This window comes from Shewanella sp. MR-4, assembly GCF_000014685.1.
In the GTDB taxonomy this organism is placed as follows: Bacteria; Pseudomonadota; Gammaproteobacteria; order Enterobacterales; family Shewanellaceae; genus Shewanella.
Genome location: NC_008321.1, coordinates 4502809 through 4522368, shown reverse-complemented (window position 1 = coordinate 4522368; position 19560 = coordinate 4502809). Strand labels below are relative to the sequence as shown.

Below are 19560 nucleotides of genomic sequence, written 5' to 3'. Positions count from 1 at the left end.
TCAGCATAAAAGACAATAAAACCTAGGTTTATTGAGTCATACCTAGGTTTTATATGGTCTTATGTCGATGCGCTTATTCCTTTATCCGCTACTGGCTACACCTTAAACTCACTCACTAAACCATCCAGCTGTTGACCTATCCCCAGCAAGCCATTGGCAGAGCTGGCAGCCTGTTTAACCCCCGTCAGAGTACGGTTGGCGCTGTCATTCACGCTGTTGATCGACATATTAATTTCTTCCACCACGGTCGACTGCTGCTCGGCAGCGTGGGCCATTTGCGAGACCGAGTGGGTGATCGACATGACCATTTCGGTGATAGTCGAGAGGGCCGATTCCACTTGGGTCACTTGCTCGACCGTACTGTTGGTGGCTTCTCGGCTTTGTCCCATCATGGTCGCCGCTGAGCCCGATCTATCCTGCAGTGTTTGGATGATTTGCTGGATTTGCTTGGTCGATTCTTGCGTTCTGCTGGCAAGTGAACGTACTTCATCGGCAACCACGGCAAAGCCTCGTCCTTGCTCGCCTGCTCGAGCCGCTTCGATAGCCGCGTTGAGCGCCAACAGGTTGGTTTGCTCGGCAATGGCGCGGATCACATCCAGCACGGCACCAATCTTATCGCTGTCATTACGTAACTGTTCTATGGTGGTGGCCGAGGCTTCGACTTTGCTCGCCAGTTCCCTCATCGAATGGGTGGCGCGGGTAACAGTCTCGCGGCCGAGGAGGGCTTGTGCTTTGGCATCTTCTGAGAGCTTATTGGCAGTATCTGCACTGGCGGCAACTTCGACGGCACTGGCGGCCATTTCAGTGATGGCCGAGGCGACGAGTTGGGTTTCATTCTGCTGCAAACTCATGTCTTGAGTCGCACTGTGAGTCACACTGTTTAACTGGGTTGATGCGCTAACCATTTGGACCGTTGTGTCTTTAACTTCGGCGACTAACTGCTGGATCCGCAGCACAAAGCGGTTAAAGTTTTTGGCAAGTTGGGTCAGTTCGTCATGGCCGTTTACGGGGAGGCGCTGGGTGAGATCGGCCTCGCCATCGGCGATTTCATTCAGTAGTGCCACCACTTCACGTATGGTACGCAGCAGGCTTTGGGTCACTATCACGGTAATAAAGGCGGAAAGCAGAATCGCGATCAGCAGGATAATGTTGATAAAGATGATTTTTTGGCTGACTTCCTTGGCGGCGATATCGCCCGCTTCGGAGAGAGACTTCATGGTATTGTCTTGCAGATCTGAGGTTATCTGCGCCATTTCGATGCCGATATTATCGAGCTGCACTATGGCTTGATTGCGGTTGTTAATCGCCTCAAAAACCCCGTTGGCCGCTTGTTCATACTCGCTGAGCAGTCCGGCGGCTTGCTTGACTTGTGATTGATAGCTCAAGTTATCGAGCGCGGCGGCAAGCTCATCCATAGTGGTATGAGTGTTGACGATTTCATCCCGAAAACGCTGAGCCTGATCGGCTTGGTTATCGAGGAGAAACTTGCTGACATAGAGGCGAGCCAAGAGCAGTTCACGCAGATTTTTACCGGCGAAGAAGGCGCCCTGAACATCGCCATCGGTAAAAGATGACTGCATGATCTGGGAGATAATTTTCTCGATTTCGGGCCCTTTAACGTCGAGTATGCCGGTGACTAGCTTGGCTCTTTGCTGCTGATTAGTTACGACTTGGCGATTAAAAATATCCACGTACTCTTTTTCATGGGCAATGATCTGCTCAAGCATTTGAGTTCGTTCAGGATTATCTATATGGGCTTTGGCCTTTGCCAATATGTCGCGGGTTTTGCTGTCTTGGGCGCTAAATTCGGCTGCCGTCTCGCTGGAGCCGGTTTTGACATAGGTTTTTACCGTGAGGCGCAGGCGATAAATTTCCTGTAGCAGGCTACTGGTGAGATCGCTTTCTGGGGCAAGATCTTCGGTAACGGCGCGCATCCGATTATCAATGTCGGTCAGGGCAAAGTAGCTTAATACCCCTAAAGTGATAAGCATGGCAACGAGAAAGACAGGAACGATTGCAAGCTTTTTAGTGAGCGTTAACTGATTGATAGAAAACATAGTTACCTCAGAATAAACTTGTCTTCCATGGCTTGGATTAAAGCGCTAGCTCCTGTACTAGGCACGGCTTGTTTGAGTATAGGAGACATATCCTGAGGTAAAGGGACAGCTTAAATGAAGTTTCGTTAATATTGGGCGAGGGCGTTTGCGAGGGATAACCGTTTTTAGCCTCTTGGTTTATAAGCGGTTGCCAGTGGCGATATGCCTCGCCACTGGCCGTACGCGGTTAGTTTGGATTGTCGATTAACAGTGTGGCCGGGCAATTGGTTTTTTTCGCCTTCGGCGCCTTCGCGAGCAGACTCGGCAAAGAGTCGGAGTTGTTGATGACTTGAGGCAGGTTAATGCGGATTTCACTCAAGAGTCCTTTGGCGCAGTCTAGGGTGACTTTAGTGTGCGCACCTTGGCCAAAGCTGGCATCAAAGCTCTGATTTAGCTCCTGTTGAGTCACTTTTTTACCGATTCTTTCATGGATAAATAGTTGCACCCATGCCGAGGCATTCACTTCCTGTGTCAGCTGAGTCGCCAGTAAGAAGTAGTCATTAGGGTCTTGGTTGCGACAGGTGCCATGTTTCCACCATTCATGGCGCTCTAAACAGCTGCCGTAGCGGGCGCTTGGCATCACTTCCTCGAGATTTTTTTGGACGGAGGCATTGAGCGTCACCTCGGGATAATCACAAAAATCACTCGGTTGTTGTTTCACGCTGCTGCAAAAGCCGTAACGGGTGCCACATTGCTGGCGATTCGGCCAGAGGCCATGCAGGCTAAAGTGTTGCCACTGAGGCGCGTCACTGTTCTGGCTTAAGGCGCGGCACTCGGGTTTGCGGCTGCCATAGAGTTCGCAAAAGGTGCTCTGCCAACTCAGTGCGAGCACATTGGAGTCGTAGTTATCCTCGATTTGGCACACATTGCCTTGGCGCTTCTCTGGCGTGCTACGTTCTTGCGGTTTTTCACTCTTAACTGCCGTGCTCTCGCTAGTGAGGCTTGTTTGCGCGGGCTCGACATTCGCGGTGGGCTGAGCGGTCGCTATGGATTCGGCGGGCGCTGTAGCTGCGACATTGTATTGTCCGCAATCACCTTTTATCCAACGCAGTGGCGAGCTGTTGGCATTGGTTCGCACCCTGAGCCAATCTGGGTTGGCACTGTTACCTAAAATTTCGGCAACGGGATAACGCTCGCCAATATTGCTCTGCCAATTATCGGGATTGGTTTGTTTATTTTTAGACTGAAACAGTTCGCAGCGCTTGCTAGCGACAAACTCTCCCGAGGCAGGAGCCGCCTGAAGTGCGATGGGTGTAAAACCTATTAAAAACAGCCCCAGTAAGCCAAAGCTATGGCGATAAATACCTGCGCGGTTGTGGATGGGAGGGGAAAATAAAGCTGTCATTCGCTGGCGTCCTTTCTGCTATGGCGGTGGCACAAACACATAGTGTTGCAAGCTGCTATTGTGCAGTGAAATTGCCGAATACGCGAATAGGATATGGACTGAAAAACTACTTTGAATTCAAAAAACATAACCCCTAGCGTTAATCTCGCTAGGGGTTATGGTGAATTAAAGCAAAGGGTTATTCGGTTTTATTGATTTGGCGAGCGTAGATCAACAGATACAGTGCAGGCAGAACAAACAGCGACAATATCGGTGCTGTCACCATACCGCCGACCATAGGTGCGGCGATTTTTTGCATCACATCGTTACCCGAACCCGCACCCCACATGATGGGCAAGAGGCCGAAGAAGATGGTTGCTACTGTCATTGCTTTAGGTCGAATACGCATTACCGCACCTTCAATCAAGGCTTCTTTTAAGTCCTCGACTGTGTGGTAGGTGTTTTTCTCCTGCCTATGTTTAATGGCGTTATTGAGGTACACCAACATCACCACCCCGAATTCGGCGGCGACCCCCGCAAGGGCGATCATCCCCACGGCAACGGCGACCGAGATGTTGTAGTCGAGTAGATACAACAACCAAGTGCTACCCACGAGGGCGAAGGGAAGACTGAGCATAATAATGCTGGCCTGCATGGTCGAGCCAAAGGTCATCATCAGCAGGATAAAGATCACCCCGAGTGCCATGGGGATCACTTGCTTGAGTTTAGCGTCGACCCGCTGCATGTACTCGTACTGACCCGCAAAGCTGTAGCTGTAACGGGCTGGGACCACGAGTTCCTCATCCAAGGCTGTTTTGGCAGCCGCGATATATTCACCAATCGAAGTGCCTTCGATATCGATAAACACCCACGAAATTAAGCGGCCGTTTTCACTCTTAAGCATTGGCGCGCCATCGGTAATTTCGATGTCGGCCAAGTTACGCAGTGGCAAATAATGGCCTGATTTAGTGATCACCGGCAGTTCGCGCAGTTTCTCGATATTGTCACGCAGTTCGCGTGGGTAACGCAGGTTGATGGGGTAACGCTCTGAGCCCTGCACCGACTCGCCAATATCCATACCGCCAATCGCGTAACGTACTACATCTTGGATATCCTGTAGTGTCATACCATAGCGGGCGGCTACATCGAGTTTGGGGCTGATATCAATATAGCGACCGCCACCACTGCGTTCGGCGTAGGCCGATTTGGTGTGCGGCACTTTACTCAAGATAGCCTCAATCTTAGCGCCTAGGGTTTGTAACTCATTGACATCGGCGCCGGTGATCTTAATCCCCACGGGGGTTTTAATCCCCGTCGACAGCATATCGATACGGGTTTTAATCGGTTGCACCCAAGCGTTGGTTAACCCGGGCACTTTCACCGTTTGCTGCAACTGATTAATGATGCCGTCTAAGGTCATGCCCTCACGCCATTCGTTATGGGGTTTGAGCATAATCGTGGTTTCGAGCATGGTCAGCGGCGCGGGATCGGTTGCGGTTTCGGCGCGGCCGACCTTGCCGAATACGCGGGCCACTTCAGGGACGGTTTTAATCAAACGGTCGGTCTGTTGTAGCACTTCGGCGGCTTTACTGGCGCTGATCCCAGGCAGTGCCGTTGGCATATAGAGTAAATCCCCCTCTTCGAGGGCGGGCATAAACTCACTGCCCATGCGCGTCATAGGATACCAAGCACTCGCCAATGCCACTAAGGCAAGCACTATGGTGACTTTAGGGAACTTAAGTACCAGTTTTAATGCCGGTTGATACAGGGCAATCAGTACGCGACTGATAGGGTTACTGCGCTCGCTTGGGATTTTCCCTCGGATAAAGTAACCCATGAGAATGGGCACTAAGGTAATAGATAAAAATGCGGCCGCCGCCATAGCAAAGGTTTTGGTGTAGGCGAGCGGTGCGAATAAGCGTCCTTCCTGTGCCTCTAGCGCGAAGACGGGCACAAAGCTTAAGGTGATGATAATCAGCGAGAAAAATAGCGCTGGGCCGACTTCAATCGAAGCCTCGGTCACAATACGCCAATGCTCTTTTACCGAAGGCTCACGGTCGTGCTCGGCTTTAAAATGCTCCAAATGTTTGTGCAGGTTTTCGATCATAACGATGGCACCGTCAACGACCGCACCGATAGCAATGGCGATACCGCCAAGGCTCATGATGTTGGCATTCACGCCCATTTTGTTCATCACAATAAAGGCGATGAGAATCGACAGTGGCAAGGTGATAACGGCCACTAAGGTTGAGCGCGCATGCAGCAAAAACAGCAGACACACTAAGCCCACGACCAGCATTTCTTCGACCACTTTGCTGAATAGGTTGTCGACGGACTTTTGGATCAGTTGCGAACGGTCATAGGTTGGAATGATTTCCACGCCGTCAGGCAGACCGGTTTTTAACTCTTCAAGTTTGGCTTTGACCGCATCGATAGTTGCGAGGGCGTTTTCACCGTAACGCATGACCACAATACCGCCCACGACTTCGCCTTCGCCATCTAGCTCGGCAATACCACGGCGAGAAGCTGGGCCTTTACGGACGGTCGCAACATCCTTAAGCAACAAGCCTGTGCCGGATGGGCTAGTGATCCCTAAAGGAATTTCACGGAAATCCTCTAAGGTTTGGCGATAACCCTTAGCGCGCACCATGTATTCGGCTTCGGCCATTTCGACCACAGAACCACCTGCCTCGCTGTTGGCTTTATCGATCGCTTGCTTAACGGCGGCGATATCGAGCTTATAAATCGCCATTTTGTCCGGCTCAAGCACGATCTGATAGGTTTGTTCCATGCCGCCAACGGTCGCAACTTCGGAGACGCCGGCAACACTTTGTAGCTCGAGTTTGAGATACCAGTCTTGCAAGCTCTTGAGCTGAGACAGGTCTAAGTTGCCGGAGCGATCGACCAGTGCGTACTCAAATACCCAACCCACGCCTGAGGCATCGGGGCCGAGTGAGGGTTGTACCCCTTGAGGTAAGCGACTGCTGATCTGGCTTAAATACTCCAACACCCGCGAACGCGCCCAATAGATGTCGGTGCCATCTTCGAAGATCACATACACATAAGAGTCACCAAACATCGAGAAACCCCGCACGGTTTTTGCACCGGGCACGGCTAACATGGCGGTTGAGAGTGGGTAAGTTACTTGTTCTTCAACCAATTTTGGCGCTTGACCCGGATAAGGAGTCTTAATAATCACCTGTACGTCGGATAAGTCCGGCAGGGCATCGAGCGGCGTTTTACGCAGCTCCTGTATCCCCCAGACAGTGATCATCATGGCGATAATCAACACCATGAGCCTTTGTCTGATCGAGGACTCGATAATATATTTCAACATAATCCGCTCCTAGTGCTGATGGCCGCTGCTTAAACGCATTAAGCTGCCCTTGAGGCTGGCCTCGGAGTCGAGTAGGAATTGTCCCGATGTCACCACGCGTTCACCTTCACTGAGACCCGAGACTATTTCGGCCTTACCTTGGCTCATCATGCCGACCGTCACGGCCTTAGCGGTGAAGCTGTCATCGGCTTGTTTTACTATTACGCGGTTTTCTTTACCCGTTTGGATTAGGGCTTCCTGCGGGATCACTAACACATCTTTATTGGGCCCGCCGAAGAGCGAGACCTTGGCAAGCGTCTTAGGTCTGAGGGAGACATCGGTATTATTCAGCACCACACGCACTCTTAAGCTGCGGGTGATGGGGTCAAGCTCTGGGTAGATATAGTCAATGGTGCCTTCGATACCGCTGATATTCATGGCGGGCACAGAGACTTCGGCTTTCTGCCCTAGGGCAATCCAGCTTTGCTCGTTTTCAAACACATCGGCGATCACCCACACTTTGGAAAGGTCGACAACCGACATCACCTCAGTAGAGGGCTGGATATACATGCCATCACGCACATCGAGTGCTTTAACAATACCATCTTGCAGGGCATAGAAAGGCACGCGGTACTGGGTCTGACGTGAGTCAGCAAGTTGTTGAATTTGCTTTTCATTCATCCCTAGTAATGACAAACGCAGCCCCGCTTTACGCACTAAATCTTGGTAACGGTTATTATTGCCCGAAGCCTTAGAGGTATCGAGCGCTAATAGATAGTCATCCTGGGCGTTAATCAGATCGGGTGAATAGATCTCGTATAACAGCTGGCCTTTTTTGACTGAATCGCCAACGGATTTGATCATCAGCTTCTCAATCCAGCCAGTAACACGGGCGTGCACATGGTTGATTTGGCTCTCGTCGTAGTCTATTTGGCCCACTGTTTCGACAAATTTCCATAGGGTATCGCGTTTAACCTCGGCGACTTTCAGGGCGAGTGCTTGCTGCATGCTGCCAGAGACGTTGAGGTTGATTTCTTGGGTATTACCGCCGGTTTCAACCTTTTCTAAATTCATGCCGCAGATAGGGCAAGTGCCTGGCACATCACTAATAATGTGGGCGTGCATAGGGCAGACGTATTTTATGGTTGCCCCTGAACTTTGATTCTTGACTAAGCTATTGGCTTTAGGCGTTGGTGTATCAAAGACTTGCGCCGCATTTTGGCTTGCGCCACTGGCTTGATGATCCGCATGTTGGCCGGCAGCGCTTGCCTCTTCCTCTTCTTCCTTCTCAACGAGGAACATATTGCACTTAGGGCAACGACCGGGTTCGTGACTTTCAACCTCGGGGTGCATTGGGCAAGTGTAGGTTTTGACTTGATTTGCGCTGTTAGTATCGTGCGCATGTTCGTGGCCCGCTTCAGCTTGTGTTGCAGCATTAACGAGCTGTGCTTGGGTTAACCAAGGCGTTCCCATCAGTAGGCTGCTGAGTATCAATACAGCCTTAGGGCCCGGCTTTTTTACTTTATAAAATTGCTTCATATGCCTCATCTCCAGCCTAGCTTAGTGGTGCGCGTGGTCTTTGTGCATTGCACCGTCAGCCATTTTCTCTTCAGTCGCTTTTGGCTCTAAATTCATGCCACATTTAGGGCAAGTGTCACCTTTGTTACCTGTCACTTCTGGGTGCATAGGGCAAACATAGGTTTGAGCTTGTTCCTGTGGCGCTGCATTGTCATGGTGGTGCTCATGGGGCGTTGCCGTAGCAAACACACTGGTGCTGGTCATTAAAAATGCAACTAAGGCAAGATTAGTTAAGGTTTTCATATTGTTCACTCCATCGGGTTTGGTAGCCGGATATGAGTGCATAAAACGTGACTGGTATTATTCTGCGCCGATAACCTGCGCGAATAGGGCTGCCATAGCGGTCAGCTGGGTCAGTACTACGCTTTTGCTTTACTCTGGGTGCTGAGTTGTTGGTGCACCACAATAAACGGCGAAATAAATTGTTAGCTTTGTTCGCCCTGAAAAAAGGGCACAATGAGGCTAGGCTATCGGCGGTTTAAAGGCCGAAGACAGGGAGATAGAGTGGAAATGAGGCATAGGAGTGGCCACTGGGGTATCACTCAGTCCAACACTGGGCCAAAGGTGTGGGCTGAAAAGAGTGCCGGCAACTGAAATCGTTAAACAATGTCCACAGTCATTAAGACAAGATGTGGTGCCATCACAGCAGTGCTGCTTCGCGCCGGGAAGCATTTGATCGTTACAGCAATCTGTACTGGCCATTGCACCTGAATCAGCTCGGTTCTCTGTGTTCATCTGCATCATGGCGGCATGGTCCATTCCTTGGCTGGAAGGGTTATGAACCATAGCGCTCATTTCCATAGAGCGCATCACCATAGCGTGACCATTAGACGCAACACTTTGCCCGACGAGTGCGAGTAAAGTGAATATGACTAATAGTGAACGACCTAGTGTGTGATGCATAAATATTCCAAATAATGAACGGCTCGATTTTAGCATAGAGGCATTATCCTGCAATGAGTTAACTCACATTTCAGTTAATGCCCCTGTTTATAAACTCCTACGGTTTAATTATTTTGAGGGATGGTTTTCCAACATATCCGCCATTAATTGGCTGTGGTTTTGCAATGGCTGTGGCTGTGGCGTCGCATTATCCACACTTAATTGAATGCTGGGATTTTTAATAAAACGTCTCGCATCCGCCTCACTGACTAATTTAGGCGTGCTAATTTGGTAATTAGACTGAGATGCAACATCTAAGGTAAAGAATAAAGGTTCTGACTTCACCCAAGTGCCGCTGTCGTCCGCACGGTAGTTGAATACATCTTGATATTTAACTTCAACCAGTACTTTACCTTCGGGCAGTTCAACGGGTTTAAACGCTTTAGTGGCTTGACCATTAATGCTGACAACATTGAGTGTTTCTGTACCTTTTAGGGTTGCTGCGTTAGCCGTCATGCTAATCGCCAGAGTGCTCATGATTAAAGTCGCGCCAACTAAGGTTTTGTTAATTAAAGTGGTTTTCATAATAAACTCCAAAAATTTGCTATATCGCGTGAGCGCGCAATCGTGGCGTCATCATCGCGGAATATTGAATCGATTTAATTGCTAAAACTTAAAACAGATCGGTTACAGCAAATTGGAGTTGGGAGGGGGTGTGGTTAACCCGAGATCGGCCGTTTGAATCGCCCAGCTTTGGACTGCAATACGCTTACTCGCATGATTCATCAGTGCGAGTTGGGGTTGTGACGTAGAGAGATAAAGTTGTGCGAGACAATGGGTTTTACAGTGGTTGGTGAGGGAGTCTTGGCAATGCAGCATGCATTCGTCCGAAGGACAATCGGGCATAGTACACTTCATCTTGCCATCGACCATTTGCATGCTGGGCGTATCGTGGAAGTCATTCATCGCTGAAGTTGGCATAGCATTCACCATCGCCGATTGGGCGATAAGTGAAAATAACAGTGCTATGGTGATCCAAAACTTAGCCATAAAAACTCACTTAAAATAATGTCTACCTCTAATGACCATTAAAGTTGGTGAAAAGTTTCATACTCATTTTGTTTTTTTATGTATCACACTGTGGCTTTGCAGGTTAAATGTCGTCTTGATCACATTTTTGTATTCTAAAAATGATTTCATTGCCTTAGCTTCATAAGGTAGTACTTAATCATTGGTCGCTTAGCATAATGATTAATGTATTAGCGTGAGTTGAAGTACCCTCAAGCTCTGCTAAGCTGGGTTGAGTGAGTTATGTATTAAGAGTTAGACCTAAGTCTCATTTTGCACTTTTAAGTTTAAATTAATGGGCATTTTTAGGCTTAAAATCAAATTTCTAATAAATGAAAAAATATAAAATAGTCTTATAAAAACTAATTTTGACAATATTTTTTGGAGATAGAGTGATGAACTGGCGTGCACTATTTAAACCAAGCGCAAAATATTCCATCCTGGCGCTGATCGTCGTCGGTATTGTTGTCGGTGTTGTGGGCTACTTTGCAACCCAGCAAACCTTACATGCGACAAGCGAAGACGCATTCTGTATGAGCTGCCATAGCAACCACTCATTGAAAGATGAAGTGTTAGCCTCTGCCCACGGCGGTGGTCGTGCGGGTGTGACAGTACAGTGTCAAGACTGCCACTTACCCCACGGTCCAGTGGATTACTTAATTAAGAAAATTATCGTATCTAAAGACTTATATGGTTTCTTAACTATCGATGGCTTTAACACTCAAGCTTGGTTAGACGAAAACCGCAAAGAGCAAGCTGATAAAGCATTGGCTTACTTCCGTGGTAATGATTCTGCGAACTGCCAACACTGCCATACTCGCATTTATGAGAACCAGCCTGAATCTATGAAGCCAATGGCAGTGAGAATGCACAGCAACAACTTCAAGAAAGATCCTGAAGCGAGAAAGACCTGTGTGGATTGCCACAAAGGTGTCGCTCACCCCTATCCAAAAGGATAAGGTTTAGCGCTTCAATAGCCTGATGTTCAAATTAAAAGCCCTCGTAAGAGGGCTTTTTGCTTTCCGAGCATTAATTGGATTGGGATAAAACCTGTTTGCGAAAAGCCAAAAGGCTAAACACACCGAAGATAAACACTTGCAGATAATCTTGCTTGCGTAGCGTCAGCAGGTTTTTAAATAGCATATGGAAGATGGCGACTTGGAAGCAATGCATCAAGCAAGTAATGCCGAGCAAGATATTGAGAATAATGCCGATATTGCCTGCAAAAGGTATTACAAGGTTATAAGCCATCATCAGCCACGCGATTAAGGTAATGGCTTTGCCCATATTGATCAGAAACGACATGCTATTCCTCGGTGTTCGCCTGAGAGTCTTCGGCTTGGTATTGATATAAGCGATAGCTGACTTGCCCTGCGGTCTTGTCTTTGAGCGGTTGCCAAGTCGCAGGGACTGCCATTTGAGTTAATTCCGACTCAATCTCCACATAAATTAGCGCGCCATCATTAAGCCAACCTTGGCTGTCCAAAAGTTGAATGGTTTTTTCTGCTAAGCCTTTGCGGAAAGGCGGATCGATAAACACCACGTCAAACCCTTGGTCGCAGCCATTTTGCAGCACGACTAGAGTGTCGGCGTTGAGTACCTCGGCATTGTCGCACTTGAGGGTATTGAGATTCGCTTTAAGTTGCATGGCGGCAGGACGTTGCAGCTCGATAATCTTGGCATAACTGGCATAGCGTGAGAGAGACTCAAGCGCCAAGGCGCCGCTGCCACCAAAGCAGTCGAGCACCCTTGCATGGGCAATATCATTGGCAAGCCAGTTAAAGAGGGTTTCGCGGACTCTATCTGTGGTCGGCCGCAGGCCGTCTAAATCATGGATGGGCAGTTTGCGCGAACGCCATTGCCCGGCAATGATCCGCACTTGGCCACTACCGGCTTTCTTATTGGCCGTTTGACTCTTGGTCACTTGCTTGTTGTTTGCACGATTATTAGCCAAAGTGCCCCCGTGATTTTGCCTGAAGAAAGAAAGTGGTAGACTATGCCACCTTAATAAAGGCCACTATTTTATATCAAACTCCTAGTAAAAGGTGAGAAGGCTGATAGAGCAGAACTAATTGCCGACTTTTTGGGCGTAATTGCCGCGGTAATCTGGTATAACGGCAGGGTCTTATTTTAAATTCAACACTGAAGTAGAGCGCTGGAATTACACATGGCAAAGAAAGGTTTTTTCTCCTGGTTTCGTAAAGATAAATCACAAGATGAGGTTGTCGAGCAAACCCCAGTCTCTACTCCATCGCAAACCGAGCAAGCCGAAGCATTAGCAAAGCAGCACGCTGAAGAAGCCCGTCTCGCGGCTGAAAAGGCGGCCGCCGAACAGGCTTTAGCCGACAAATTAGCGGCCGAAAAAGCAGAAGCAGAAGCCCAGCGTGTTGCCGAAGAGCAAGCTGCACGTATAGCCGAACAACAGGCCGCCGAAGCCGCGCATTTAGCGGCGGAGCAAGCTCTAGCAGAGCAGTTAGCCGCTGAACAAGCGCAAGCGGAAAGAGTTGCAGCAGAACAAGCGGCAAAAGCTCAAGCAGAAGCGGAAGCGGAAGCCCTGCGCATTGCCGAAGAGCAAGCTGCACGTTTAGCCGAACAACAAGCGGCCGAAGCCGCGCATTTAGCGGCGGAACAAGCTCTAGCAGAGCAGTTAGCCGCTGAACAAGCAGAAACCGAAAGAGTTGCCGCAGAACAAGCGGCAAAAGCTCAAGCAGAAGCAGAAGCAGAAGCAGAAGCAGAAGCAGAAGCAGAAGCAGAAGCCCAGCGCATTGCTGAAGAGCAAGCAGCACGTTTAGCCGAACAACAGGCGGCCGAAGTTGCGCGTTTAGCGGCGGAGCAAGCTCAGGCAGAACAGTTAGCCGCTGAACAAGCAGAAGCCGAAAGAGTTGCTGCAGAAGCCCAAGCAGAAGCAGAGCGAGTTGCCGCTGCACAGGTCCAAGCTGAACAACCCCTTGAGCAACAACCCGAACCTCAGGCAAAACCCGCCAAAGAAAGCTTTTTCGCCCGACTAAAACGCGGCTTGATGCGCACTAGCGAAAATATTGGTAGCGGTTTCATCGGGTTATTTCGTGGTAAAAAAATCGATGATGATCTGTTTGAAGAGTTGGAAGAGCAGCTGTTAATCGCCGACGTGGGTGTCGAAACGACTTCACGCCTTATCCAAAGCCTGACCGAACATGCGTCTCGCAAGCAACTGAAGGATGCCGAAGCGCTCTACGACCTGCTGCGTGATGAAATGCAGAAGACGCTCGATCCTGTCGCTATCCCTTTAGTGCCTGAAAATGCTAACGGCCCCTATGTGATTCTAATGGTCGGTGTTAACGGTGTGGGTAAAACCACCACTATCGGTAAACTGGCGAAGCAATATCAGCGTCAGGGTAAGTCTGTGATGTTAGCGGCGGGCGATACCTTCCGTGCTGCAGCGGTTGAGCAATTACAGGTTTGGGGTCAACGCAATAATATTCCCGTGGTGGCTCAGCATACGGGCGCAGACAGTGCCTCGGTACTTTTCGATGCGCTGCAAGCGGCCAAGGCCCGTAAGATTGATATATTGATCGCCGATACCGCGGGTCGTCTGCAAAACAAGTCGCATCTGATGGAAGAGTTAAAGAAAGTGGTGCGGGTGATGAAGAAGCTCGACCTTGAGGCGCCACACGAAGTGATGCTGACCTTAGATGCGAGCACGGGCCAAAATGCCATTAGCCAAGCGCAGCTATTCCAAGAGGCTGTTGGCGTTACTGGCATGACCATCAGCAAGCTCGACGGTACCGCCAAGGGCGGCGTGGTGTTTGCGATTGCCGATAAGTTTAAAATCCCGCTACGTTATATTGGCGTGGGTGAGCAAATTGATGATTTGCGTACCTTTAATTCTAAAGAATTTATTGATGCCTTGTTCACTCAAGAGAAAGCGGATAGCTAATTTATGATTGATTTTCAGCAGGTCAGTAAGATTTATCCTGGTGGCCAAATGGCACTGGAAGAGGTGAATTTTCATCTACAAAAAGGTGAAATGGCATTCTTAACCGGCCATTCGGGTGCGGGTAAGAGTACCCTGTTGAAATTAATCACAGTGATTGAGCGTGCAACCACCGGCCGGGTGGCGATTAATGGCCACGATATTGCCAAAATCAGCCCTAAACACGTGCCCTATTTGCGCCGCAATATTGGAATGATTTTCCAAAACCATCATCTATTGATGGACAGAAGCGTATTCGACAACGTCGCCTTGCCATTAGTGATTGAAGGTTTTTCCCACGGTGAGATCCGCAAACGTGTCGCTGGCGCGCTGGATATGGTGGGTTTGTATGGCAAAGAGCGCCATAACCCCATCATGTTATCCGGTGGTGAGCAGCAACGTGTCGGTATCGCCCGCGCCATTGTGAATAAACCGCCACTATTGCTGGCCGACGAACCGACGGGCAACTTGGACCCTAAGTTGTCGATGGATATCTTGCGCTTATTCGAAACCTTTAACGATGCAGGCACTAGCGTGCTTATCGCTACCCACGATTTGGGGCTGATTGCGCGGATGAAGTACCGCACTTTTACCCTGAAACAAGGGCGTATGCTCGGCGCACAGGAATTACACCATGGACACGCGACTGCTCGAGGTGATGCGCAATGAGTGACAACGCTAAATTAACGCGCAGCAAGTTGCCCATTTCGGGGCGTATCGTGATGTTTTTTATTCGTCATGTGCAGCAAGCCATGGCGAGTATGGGTGAGTTGTGGCGCAGCCCAGTTTCTTCTCTGATGACGATGGCGGTTCTCGGTGTGAGTCTAAGCTTACCTGCGGCGCTGCAAGTATTAGTTAAAAATGCCGAGACCATTACTAGCTCTTGGAACAGTGCGGCGGAGATTTCACTGTTTATCGATGAAAATCGCAGCGAGCAGACGATTCAAAGTTTACTGACCCGCATCCGAGCCTATGCCGAAGTGGAAAAGGTGCAGTATATCGACCGCAATCAAGCGCTCGAAGAGTTTCAGCGCCTGTCGGGGTTTGGTGAAGCGTTAGCCTATCTCGATAAAAACCCGCTGCCAGCGGTGATTACCGTGACGCCGACTCAACGTTATTCTACTCCAGTGGGTGCCCGTGAGTTGTTGTCTAAGCTGGAGCGCGAGCCTGAAATCAGTTTTGGCCGTTTAGATATCGAATGGCTAGAGCGTCTGCAAGCCGTGGTGCGCTTACTCGAACGTACCGTGATGGCGATTGCTGCCCTACTGGTACTCGCCGTGGTGTTGGTGATAGGTAACACCATTCGCTTAGCGATTATGAACCGTCGCACCGAAATTGAAGTGATGAAGCTGGTTGGCGCCACTGAGTCCTTTATTCAGCGCCCCTTCCTTTATACGGGCATTTGGTACGGGGTCATTGGCGGTGTATTGGCTTGGCTTATCATTAACCTATTGGTTTGGTATCTAGATTCTGCCCTCGCTGAGCTGCTCGGTTTGTACGGCAGTCAGCTAGAGATGAAATCTCTGACCTTTACCGAACTGCTACAATTAGTGGGCTTAGCCTCCTTCTTAGGTTGGCTGGGTTCTTACCTTTCGGTAAGGCAACATTTAAGAGCGATTGAACCCTCTTAATAATCAATCGTTTATCGTTTAAAAATACGGGTAGATAAGGCAAGCGATGAACTTTTGTTCACTTGCAATGTCTATTCAACGGGGTTAAAAGTAACACCCCAGACGAGCGAAGGTTGACATACTCTGTCAATTAGCCGATAGTTCGTCAGCTCATCCTCAAGGTGTTTTGAGTTAAACCACAGGATGAAATCGACTTATATTTGATAAGTAGTAAGAGAGTAGGAGCGCGAATGACCTTTCAAACGCAATCAATGGCACTAACAGTCCCTCAGGGCAGCAGTAGTTTAGAAGCTTATATCCATTCAGTGACTAGCATGACAATGTTAGACGCTGAGACTGAGTATGAGTTAGCCAAGCGTTTGCAGGAAACGGGTGATCTGCAAGCGGCGAAGCAACTGATTATGTCGCACTTACGTTTTGTGGTGCACGTTGCTAAGGGCTACTCAGGTTACGGTCTGCCACAGGCGGATTTGATCCAAGAAGGCAATATCGGTCTGATGAAAGCGGTTAAGCGCTTCGATCCCGATGTGGGCGTCCGTCTAGTGTCTTTTGCTGTGCACTGGATTAAAGCTGAAATTCACGAATATGTGCTGAAAAACTGGCGTATTGTTAAAGTCGCAACCACCAAAGCACAACGTAAGTTGTTCTTTAATATCCGTAAAGCGAAAACTCGCCTCGGTTGGTTTAGCGATGATGAAGTCGCAATGGTGGCAGAAAACTTAGGTGTATCTAAGGCCGATGTGACTGAGATGGAATCACGTATGGCGGCGCAGGATCCTGCGTTTGACCTCAGCAGTGATAATGATGATGAGCAGGATTTTGCCCCTGTGCATTATCTCGAAGATCATTCGTCGGATTTAGCCGAAAACATCGAAAACGATAACTGGGAATCCAATGCCCAAGGTCGTTTATTATCGGCTATCAAAACCTTAGACGAGCGTAGCCAGCATATTCTGCGTGCTCGTTGGTTAGATGATGATAAAACCACGCTGCAGGAATTGGCAGAAACCTATCAAGTCTCGGCTGAGCGCATTCGCCAGTTAGAGAAAAACGCCATGAACAAGCTTAAGGCTTGTATGGAAGCCTAATTAGGCTCGGCGTGAGAACATAAAAAACCTGCTGCGGCAGGTTTTTTTGTGGCTGAATTTACCAAGAGTTATCAAGATTCGGATTGAATAGCGGCAATAAGTTGCTTGCGATTCACCTTTAACCCCGTTTGTTCGGCATGCTCTGGCCAAGGGTAATAACGGCGCGGTCGTTTAAAGCGAGCGATTTTGTTGGCGAGAAAGACTTCAAGTTCAGCCTCTATTGCGCTTATCTCTTGGCTTGTGTTGTTGCTGACAGTTCCGCTGCGGACAATGTCGCCACGAATAATGGCGGCGGGAAGTTGGCCAAAGGTCACATCCGGCTGAGGAAAGACGATCGCCTCATCAATTAGCGGATGCAGTTTTAGCGCCGCTTCAATCTCCTCTGGCTGAATGTTCTCGCCACCACTGATAAACATATTATCGACGCGGCCCAAGATCTTAAGATTGCCGTTAGCATCCCATTCGCCCCTGTCTTTGGTATAAAACCAACCCTCGGCATCGAGTGGTTTTTCTATTCCCTTATCCGTGAGATAGCCCATAAATAAGCAATCTCCCCGCACCCAAATTACTCCATCGATAATTTTGAGCTCACGTCCTGGGAGTAATTTGCCACTGGTGCCATCGCTTCGCGCCGGGCCTGTGGTGATTTGCGAGCCCATCTCAGTCATGCCGTAGCTGGTAAAGCTGGCAATATGCCGCTGTTCGAGCTGTTTAAGTAAATCGATAGAAATTGCGCCGCCGCCGAGCAGTAGGGCTTTAATGCTCTTGAGTGAAGCCTGTTTGTCGGCGAGTAGATTGAGTAACTGTGTAGGCACGAGGGAAGCATGGGTTAAGCCGTCGCGCTCGATTTGCACCTGCAGCGGGAGAGTTGGATCCGGTAGTACTACCGTCGCCGCCACTAAGGCGCAGCGGTTGAGAATGGCGAGGCCGCCAATATGAAACAGAGGTAACGACAACAACCAAGCATCGCCTGTGACCAGCGGGATCAGGCTGCGGGCGCCCTCGGCATTGGCAATGTGATTCGCAAGGTTGTGCACGGCCGCCTTGGGAAAACCGCTGGAGCCAGAGGTTAAAATCACATTACTTGGACGATAAATATCAAAAGCTGTCGCGGCGAGGTCGGCGCTAGGGGCCGTATCGAGGCTAAAATCCAGCGTGAGTTGATGACTGCCTGACAAGGCCAGCGCCGCTTCGCTCCAATAGAAAGGAATGTGGTGGCTATCGATAAGCCCTTGAACTTGCGCCAGCGGAAAACGTGGCGAGATAGGAAAGAAGATTGCGCCAATATCCACACAGGCCCAATACAAGCAAATCATCTCTAGATTATTGCGGCTGATACATGCCAGTGGTTGCCCTGGACCTACGCCGATGCGCGTGAGCTGTTCACCCAAGGCCTGCACCATATGGCTCAAGTGGGCGTAGCTGATGTCTTGTCCATTACACTTAACCGCCGTTTGTGTGGGTGAGGTGAACGCCGCGCTATGTAATGGCGAGATACCTTGCTGTGCAATGGATTGGGATGGTGCCAATGTGTGAGATTCGGACATTGGCGATTAATCCTGCTGCGTACTGGCGACAAGCTTAAGTTGATGAAGCTTTAAGCATTGGGGCTTACCGCTTGGTACGATTAAGTCTTGGCTAAAGGCGGCTAATGTATCGAGCCCTGGGATTTCATCGGGCGTCAGTATGGCGGCTAAATGGGCCAAGTCATTGAGGCCTAAGCTGGCCTCAAGGCTTGAGCTTAAGATACAGCGCACGCCATGGCTGTGGGCCTCGTCGATAAGGCGCTGAAGTTTTTCAATACTGCCAAGTAGCATGGGTTTGATGATGAGTGCCGTGAGCCCCTCGTGCATCACAAATTGATAATCCGGGTCATTGAGGGATTCATCTAAGGCGTAGGGCAGAGGAATAGCGCGATACAGGGTTTGATTATCCTGCGGATGCTGGCAAGGTTCCTCAATATATTCAATGCTCTCTAGTGGTAAACAGGCGGCAAAGTCGAGGGCCTGTTCTAAGCTAAAGCCGCGATTAGCATCTAAGCGCAGCTTGAGATCGGGTCTCTGGCCTAAGATGCCATAAATCAAGCTCAATTCATCTTCCATTGAGGTCTGTGCGACTTTCACTTTGACTGAGTGCACGCCGCTATCAAGACTAGCAATGCTAGTTATCAATTCGGTTTTGGGCGCATCCAACGGCTGATAAATCAACGGCACAGTGGCGGTAACTGGCCGCACCGACTCGAGTTTTCCGCTAAGTTTGGCGTGCAATAGGCTTAAGCCAAAGGCCATGGACGGATAGGGGCTCGCTTCGGCCTGCTCGAGTAAGTAATCGATAGGTTGATTTTGCAGCTTAGGCAACAGTGCCACTAAGGCCTGTTGTACTTCGTCTAGGCTCTCGCGGCTAAAACCGGACAATGGCTGCTGGTCGATATCAAACCCTGAGAGTGGAGCGATTTCAACAAGTTGCTCGCTTTCTTCGCCCTCTGCTTGTGCCTTTACCTGCAACACTAAGCCGGTTCTGTGGTCGATGCGTTGTTTCCCCACGGGTAAAAAGCGGTCTAAGGGTAGGCGATATAAGTACAAGCTGAGCGAAGTTAAGATCATATTTTCCCTAAATTTATCTGTA

General features: G+C 49.5%; 17 protein-coding genes. 5 read left to right on the top strand and 12 right to left on the bottom strand.

The features are described from left to right. Positions 1-95: 95 nt before the first annotated feature. The 8 genes from SHEWMR4_RS19760 to SHEWMR4_RS19725 form a co-directional block, all read right to left on the bottom strand. Positions 96-2057, bottom strand: a complete 1962-nt coding sequence (locus SHEWMR4_RS19760) for a methyl-accepting chemotaxis protein (RefSeq protein ID WP_011624506.1) — start codon at positions 2055-2057, stop codon at positions 96-98. Between the two features lie 226 nt (positions 2058-2283). Further along, positions 2284-3441, bottom strand: a complete 1158-nt coding sequence (locus tag SHEWMR4_RS19755; protein WP_011624505.1) for a ribonuclease T2 — start codon at positions 3439-3441, stop codon at positions 2284-2286. 178 nt (positions 3442-3619) lie between these two features. After that, positions 3620-6757: an efflux RND transporter permease subunit gene (locus SHEWMR4_RS19750; protein WP_011624504.1), complete on the bottom strand. Its 3138-nt coding sequence runs from the start codon at positions 6755-6757 to the stop codon at positions 3620-3622. A gap of 9 nt (positions 6758-6766) precedes the next feature. Further along, complete coding sequence (locus SHEWMR4_RS19745) at positions 6767-8275, bottom strand: efflux RND transporter periplasmic adaptor subunit (protein WP_011624503.1); 1509 nt, start codon at positions 8273-8275, stop codon at positions 6767-6769. A 21-nt stretch (positions 8276-8296) separates the two neighbouring features. Then, positions 8297-8557, bottom strand: coding sequence for a heavy metal-binding domain-containing protein (locus tag SHEWMR4_RS19740; protein WP_023266436.1), 261 nt, complete (start codon positions 8555-8557; stop codon positions 8297-8299). 219 nt (positions 8558-8776) lie between these two features. Continuing rightward, positions 8777-9253 carry a hypothetical protein gene (locus SHEWMR4_RS19735; protein WP_011624501.1) on the bottom strand — a complete coding sequence of 159 codons (477 nt, stop codon included), beginning with the start codon at positions 9251-9253 and terminating at the stop codon, positions 8777-8779. Positions 9254-9325: 72 nt separating this feature from the next. Then, entirely contained in the window at positions 9326-9781 is a 456-nt protein-coding gene (locus tag SHEWMR4_RS19730) for a DUF2057 family protein (RefSeq protein ID WP_011624500.1), read from the bottom strand. Positions 9782-9883: 102 nt separating this feature from the next. Then, positions 9884-10246 carry a hypothetical protein gene (locus SHEWMR4_RS19725; protein ID WP_011624499.1) on the bottom strand — a complete coding sequence of 121 codons (363 nt, stop codon included), beginning with the start codon at positions 10244-10246 and terminating at the stop codon, positions 9884-9886. Between the two features lie 413 nt (positions 10247-10659). Between SHEWMR4_RS19725 and cymA the strand changes: the two genes are divergently transcribed. Then, entirely contained in the window at positions 10660-11223 is a 564-nt protein-coding gene (gene cymA / locus SHEWMR4_RS19720; protein ID WP_011624498.1) for a NapC/NirT family cytochrome c CymA, read from the top strand. Between the two features lie 70 nt (positions 11224-11293). Here cymA and SHEWMR4_RS19715 read toward each other — a convergent pair whose 3' ends face one another. Continuing rightward, positions 11294-11569, bottom strand: coding sequence for a DUF1145 domain-containing protein (locus SHEWMR4_RS19715; protein WP_011624497.1), 276 nt, complete (start codon positions 11567-11569; stop codon positions 11294-11296). A gap of 1 nt (position 11570) precedes the next feature. Beyond that, the gene (gene rsmD, locus SHEWMR4_RS19710; RefSeq protein WP_011624496.1) at positions 11571-12218 is read right to left on the bottom strand and encodes a 16S rRNA (guanine(966)-N(2))-methyltransferase RsmD; all 648 of its coding nucleotides are present in this window, start codon (positions 12216-12218) and stop codon (positions 11571-11573) included. Positions 12219-12431: 213 nt separating this feature from the next. On the opposite strand from rsmD, the gene ftsY reads away from it, so the two are divergent. The 4 genes from ftsY (at position 12432) to rpoH (ending at position 16935) form a co-directional block, all read left to right on the top strand. Then, positions 12432-14180 (top strand): signal recognition particle-docking protein FtsY, encoded by a 1749-nt coding sequence (ftsY, locus tag SHEWMR4_RS19705; RefSeq protein WP_011624495.1) that lies wholly within the window; start codon positions 12432-12434, stop codon positions 14178-14180. A gap of 3 nt (positions 14181-14183) precedes the next feature. Further along, positions 14184-14885, top strand: coding sequence for a cell division ATP-binding protein FtsE (ftsE, locus tag SHEWMR4_RS19700; protein WP_011624494.1), 702 nt, complete (start codon positions 14184-14186; stop codon positions 14883-14885). After that, positions 14882-15847: a permease-like cell division protein FtsX gene (ftsX, locus tag SHEWMR4_RS19695; RefSeq protein WP_011624493.1), complete on the top strand. Its 966-nt coding sequence runs from the start codon at positions 14882-14884 to the stop codon at positions 15845-15847. The genes ftsE and ftsX overlap by 4 nt, the downstream gene beginning before the upstream one ends. Before the next feature lie 230 nt (positions 15848-16077). Further along, entirely contained in the window at positions 16078-16935 is an 858-nt protein-coding gene (gene rpoH / locus SHEWMR4_RS19690; RefSeq protein ID WP_011624492.1) for an RNA polymerase sigma factor RpoH, read from the top strand. Between the two features lie 71 nt (positions 16936-17006). On the opposite strand, the gene menE is transcribed toward rpoH, so the two are convergent. Beyond that, on the bottom strand, positions 17007-18482 hold the full coding sequence (gene menE / locus SHEWMR4_RS19685) for an o-succinylbenzoate--CoA ligase (protein ID WP_011624491.1): 1476 nt from the start codon (positions 18480-18482) through the stop codon (positions 17007-17009). 6 nt (positions 18483-18488) lie between these two features. Beyond that, positions 18489-19538: an o-succinylbenzoate synthase gene (gene menC / locus SHEWMR4_RS19680; protein ID WP_011624490.1), complete on the bottom strand. Its 1050-nt coding sequence runs from the start codon at positions 19536-19538 to the stop codon at positions 18489-18491. Positions 19539-19560 lie beyond the last annotated feature (22 nt).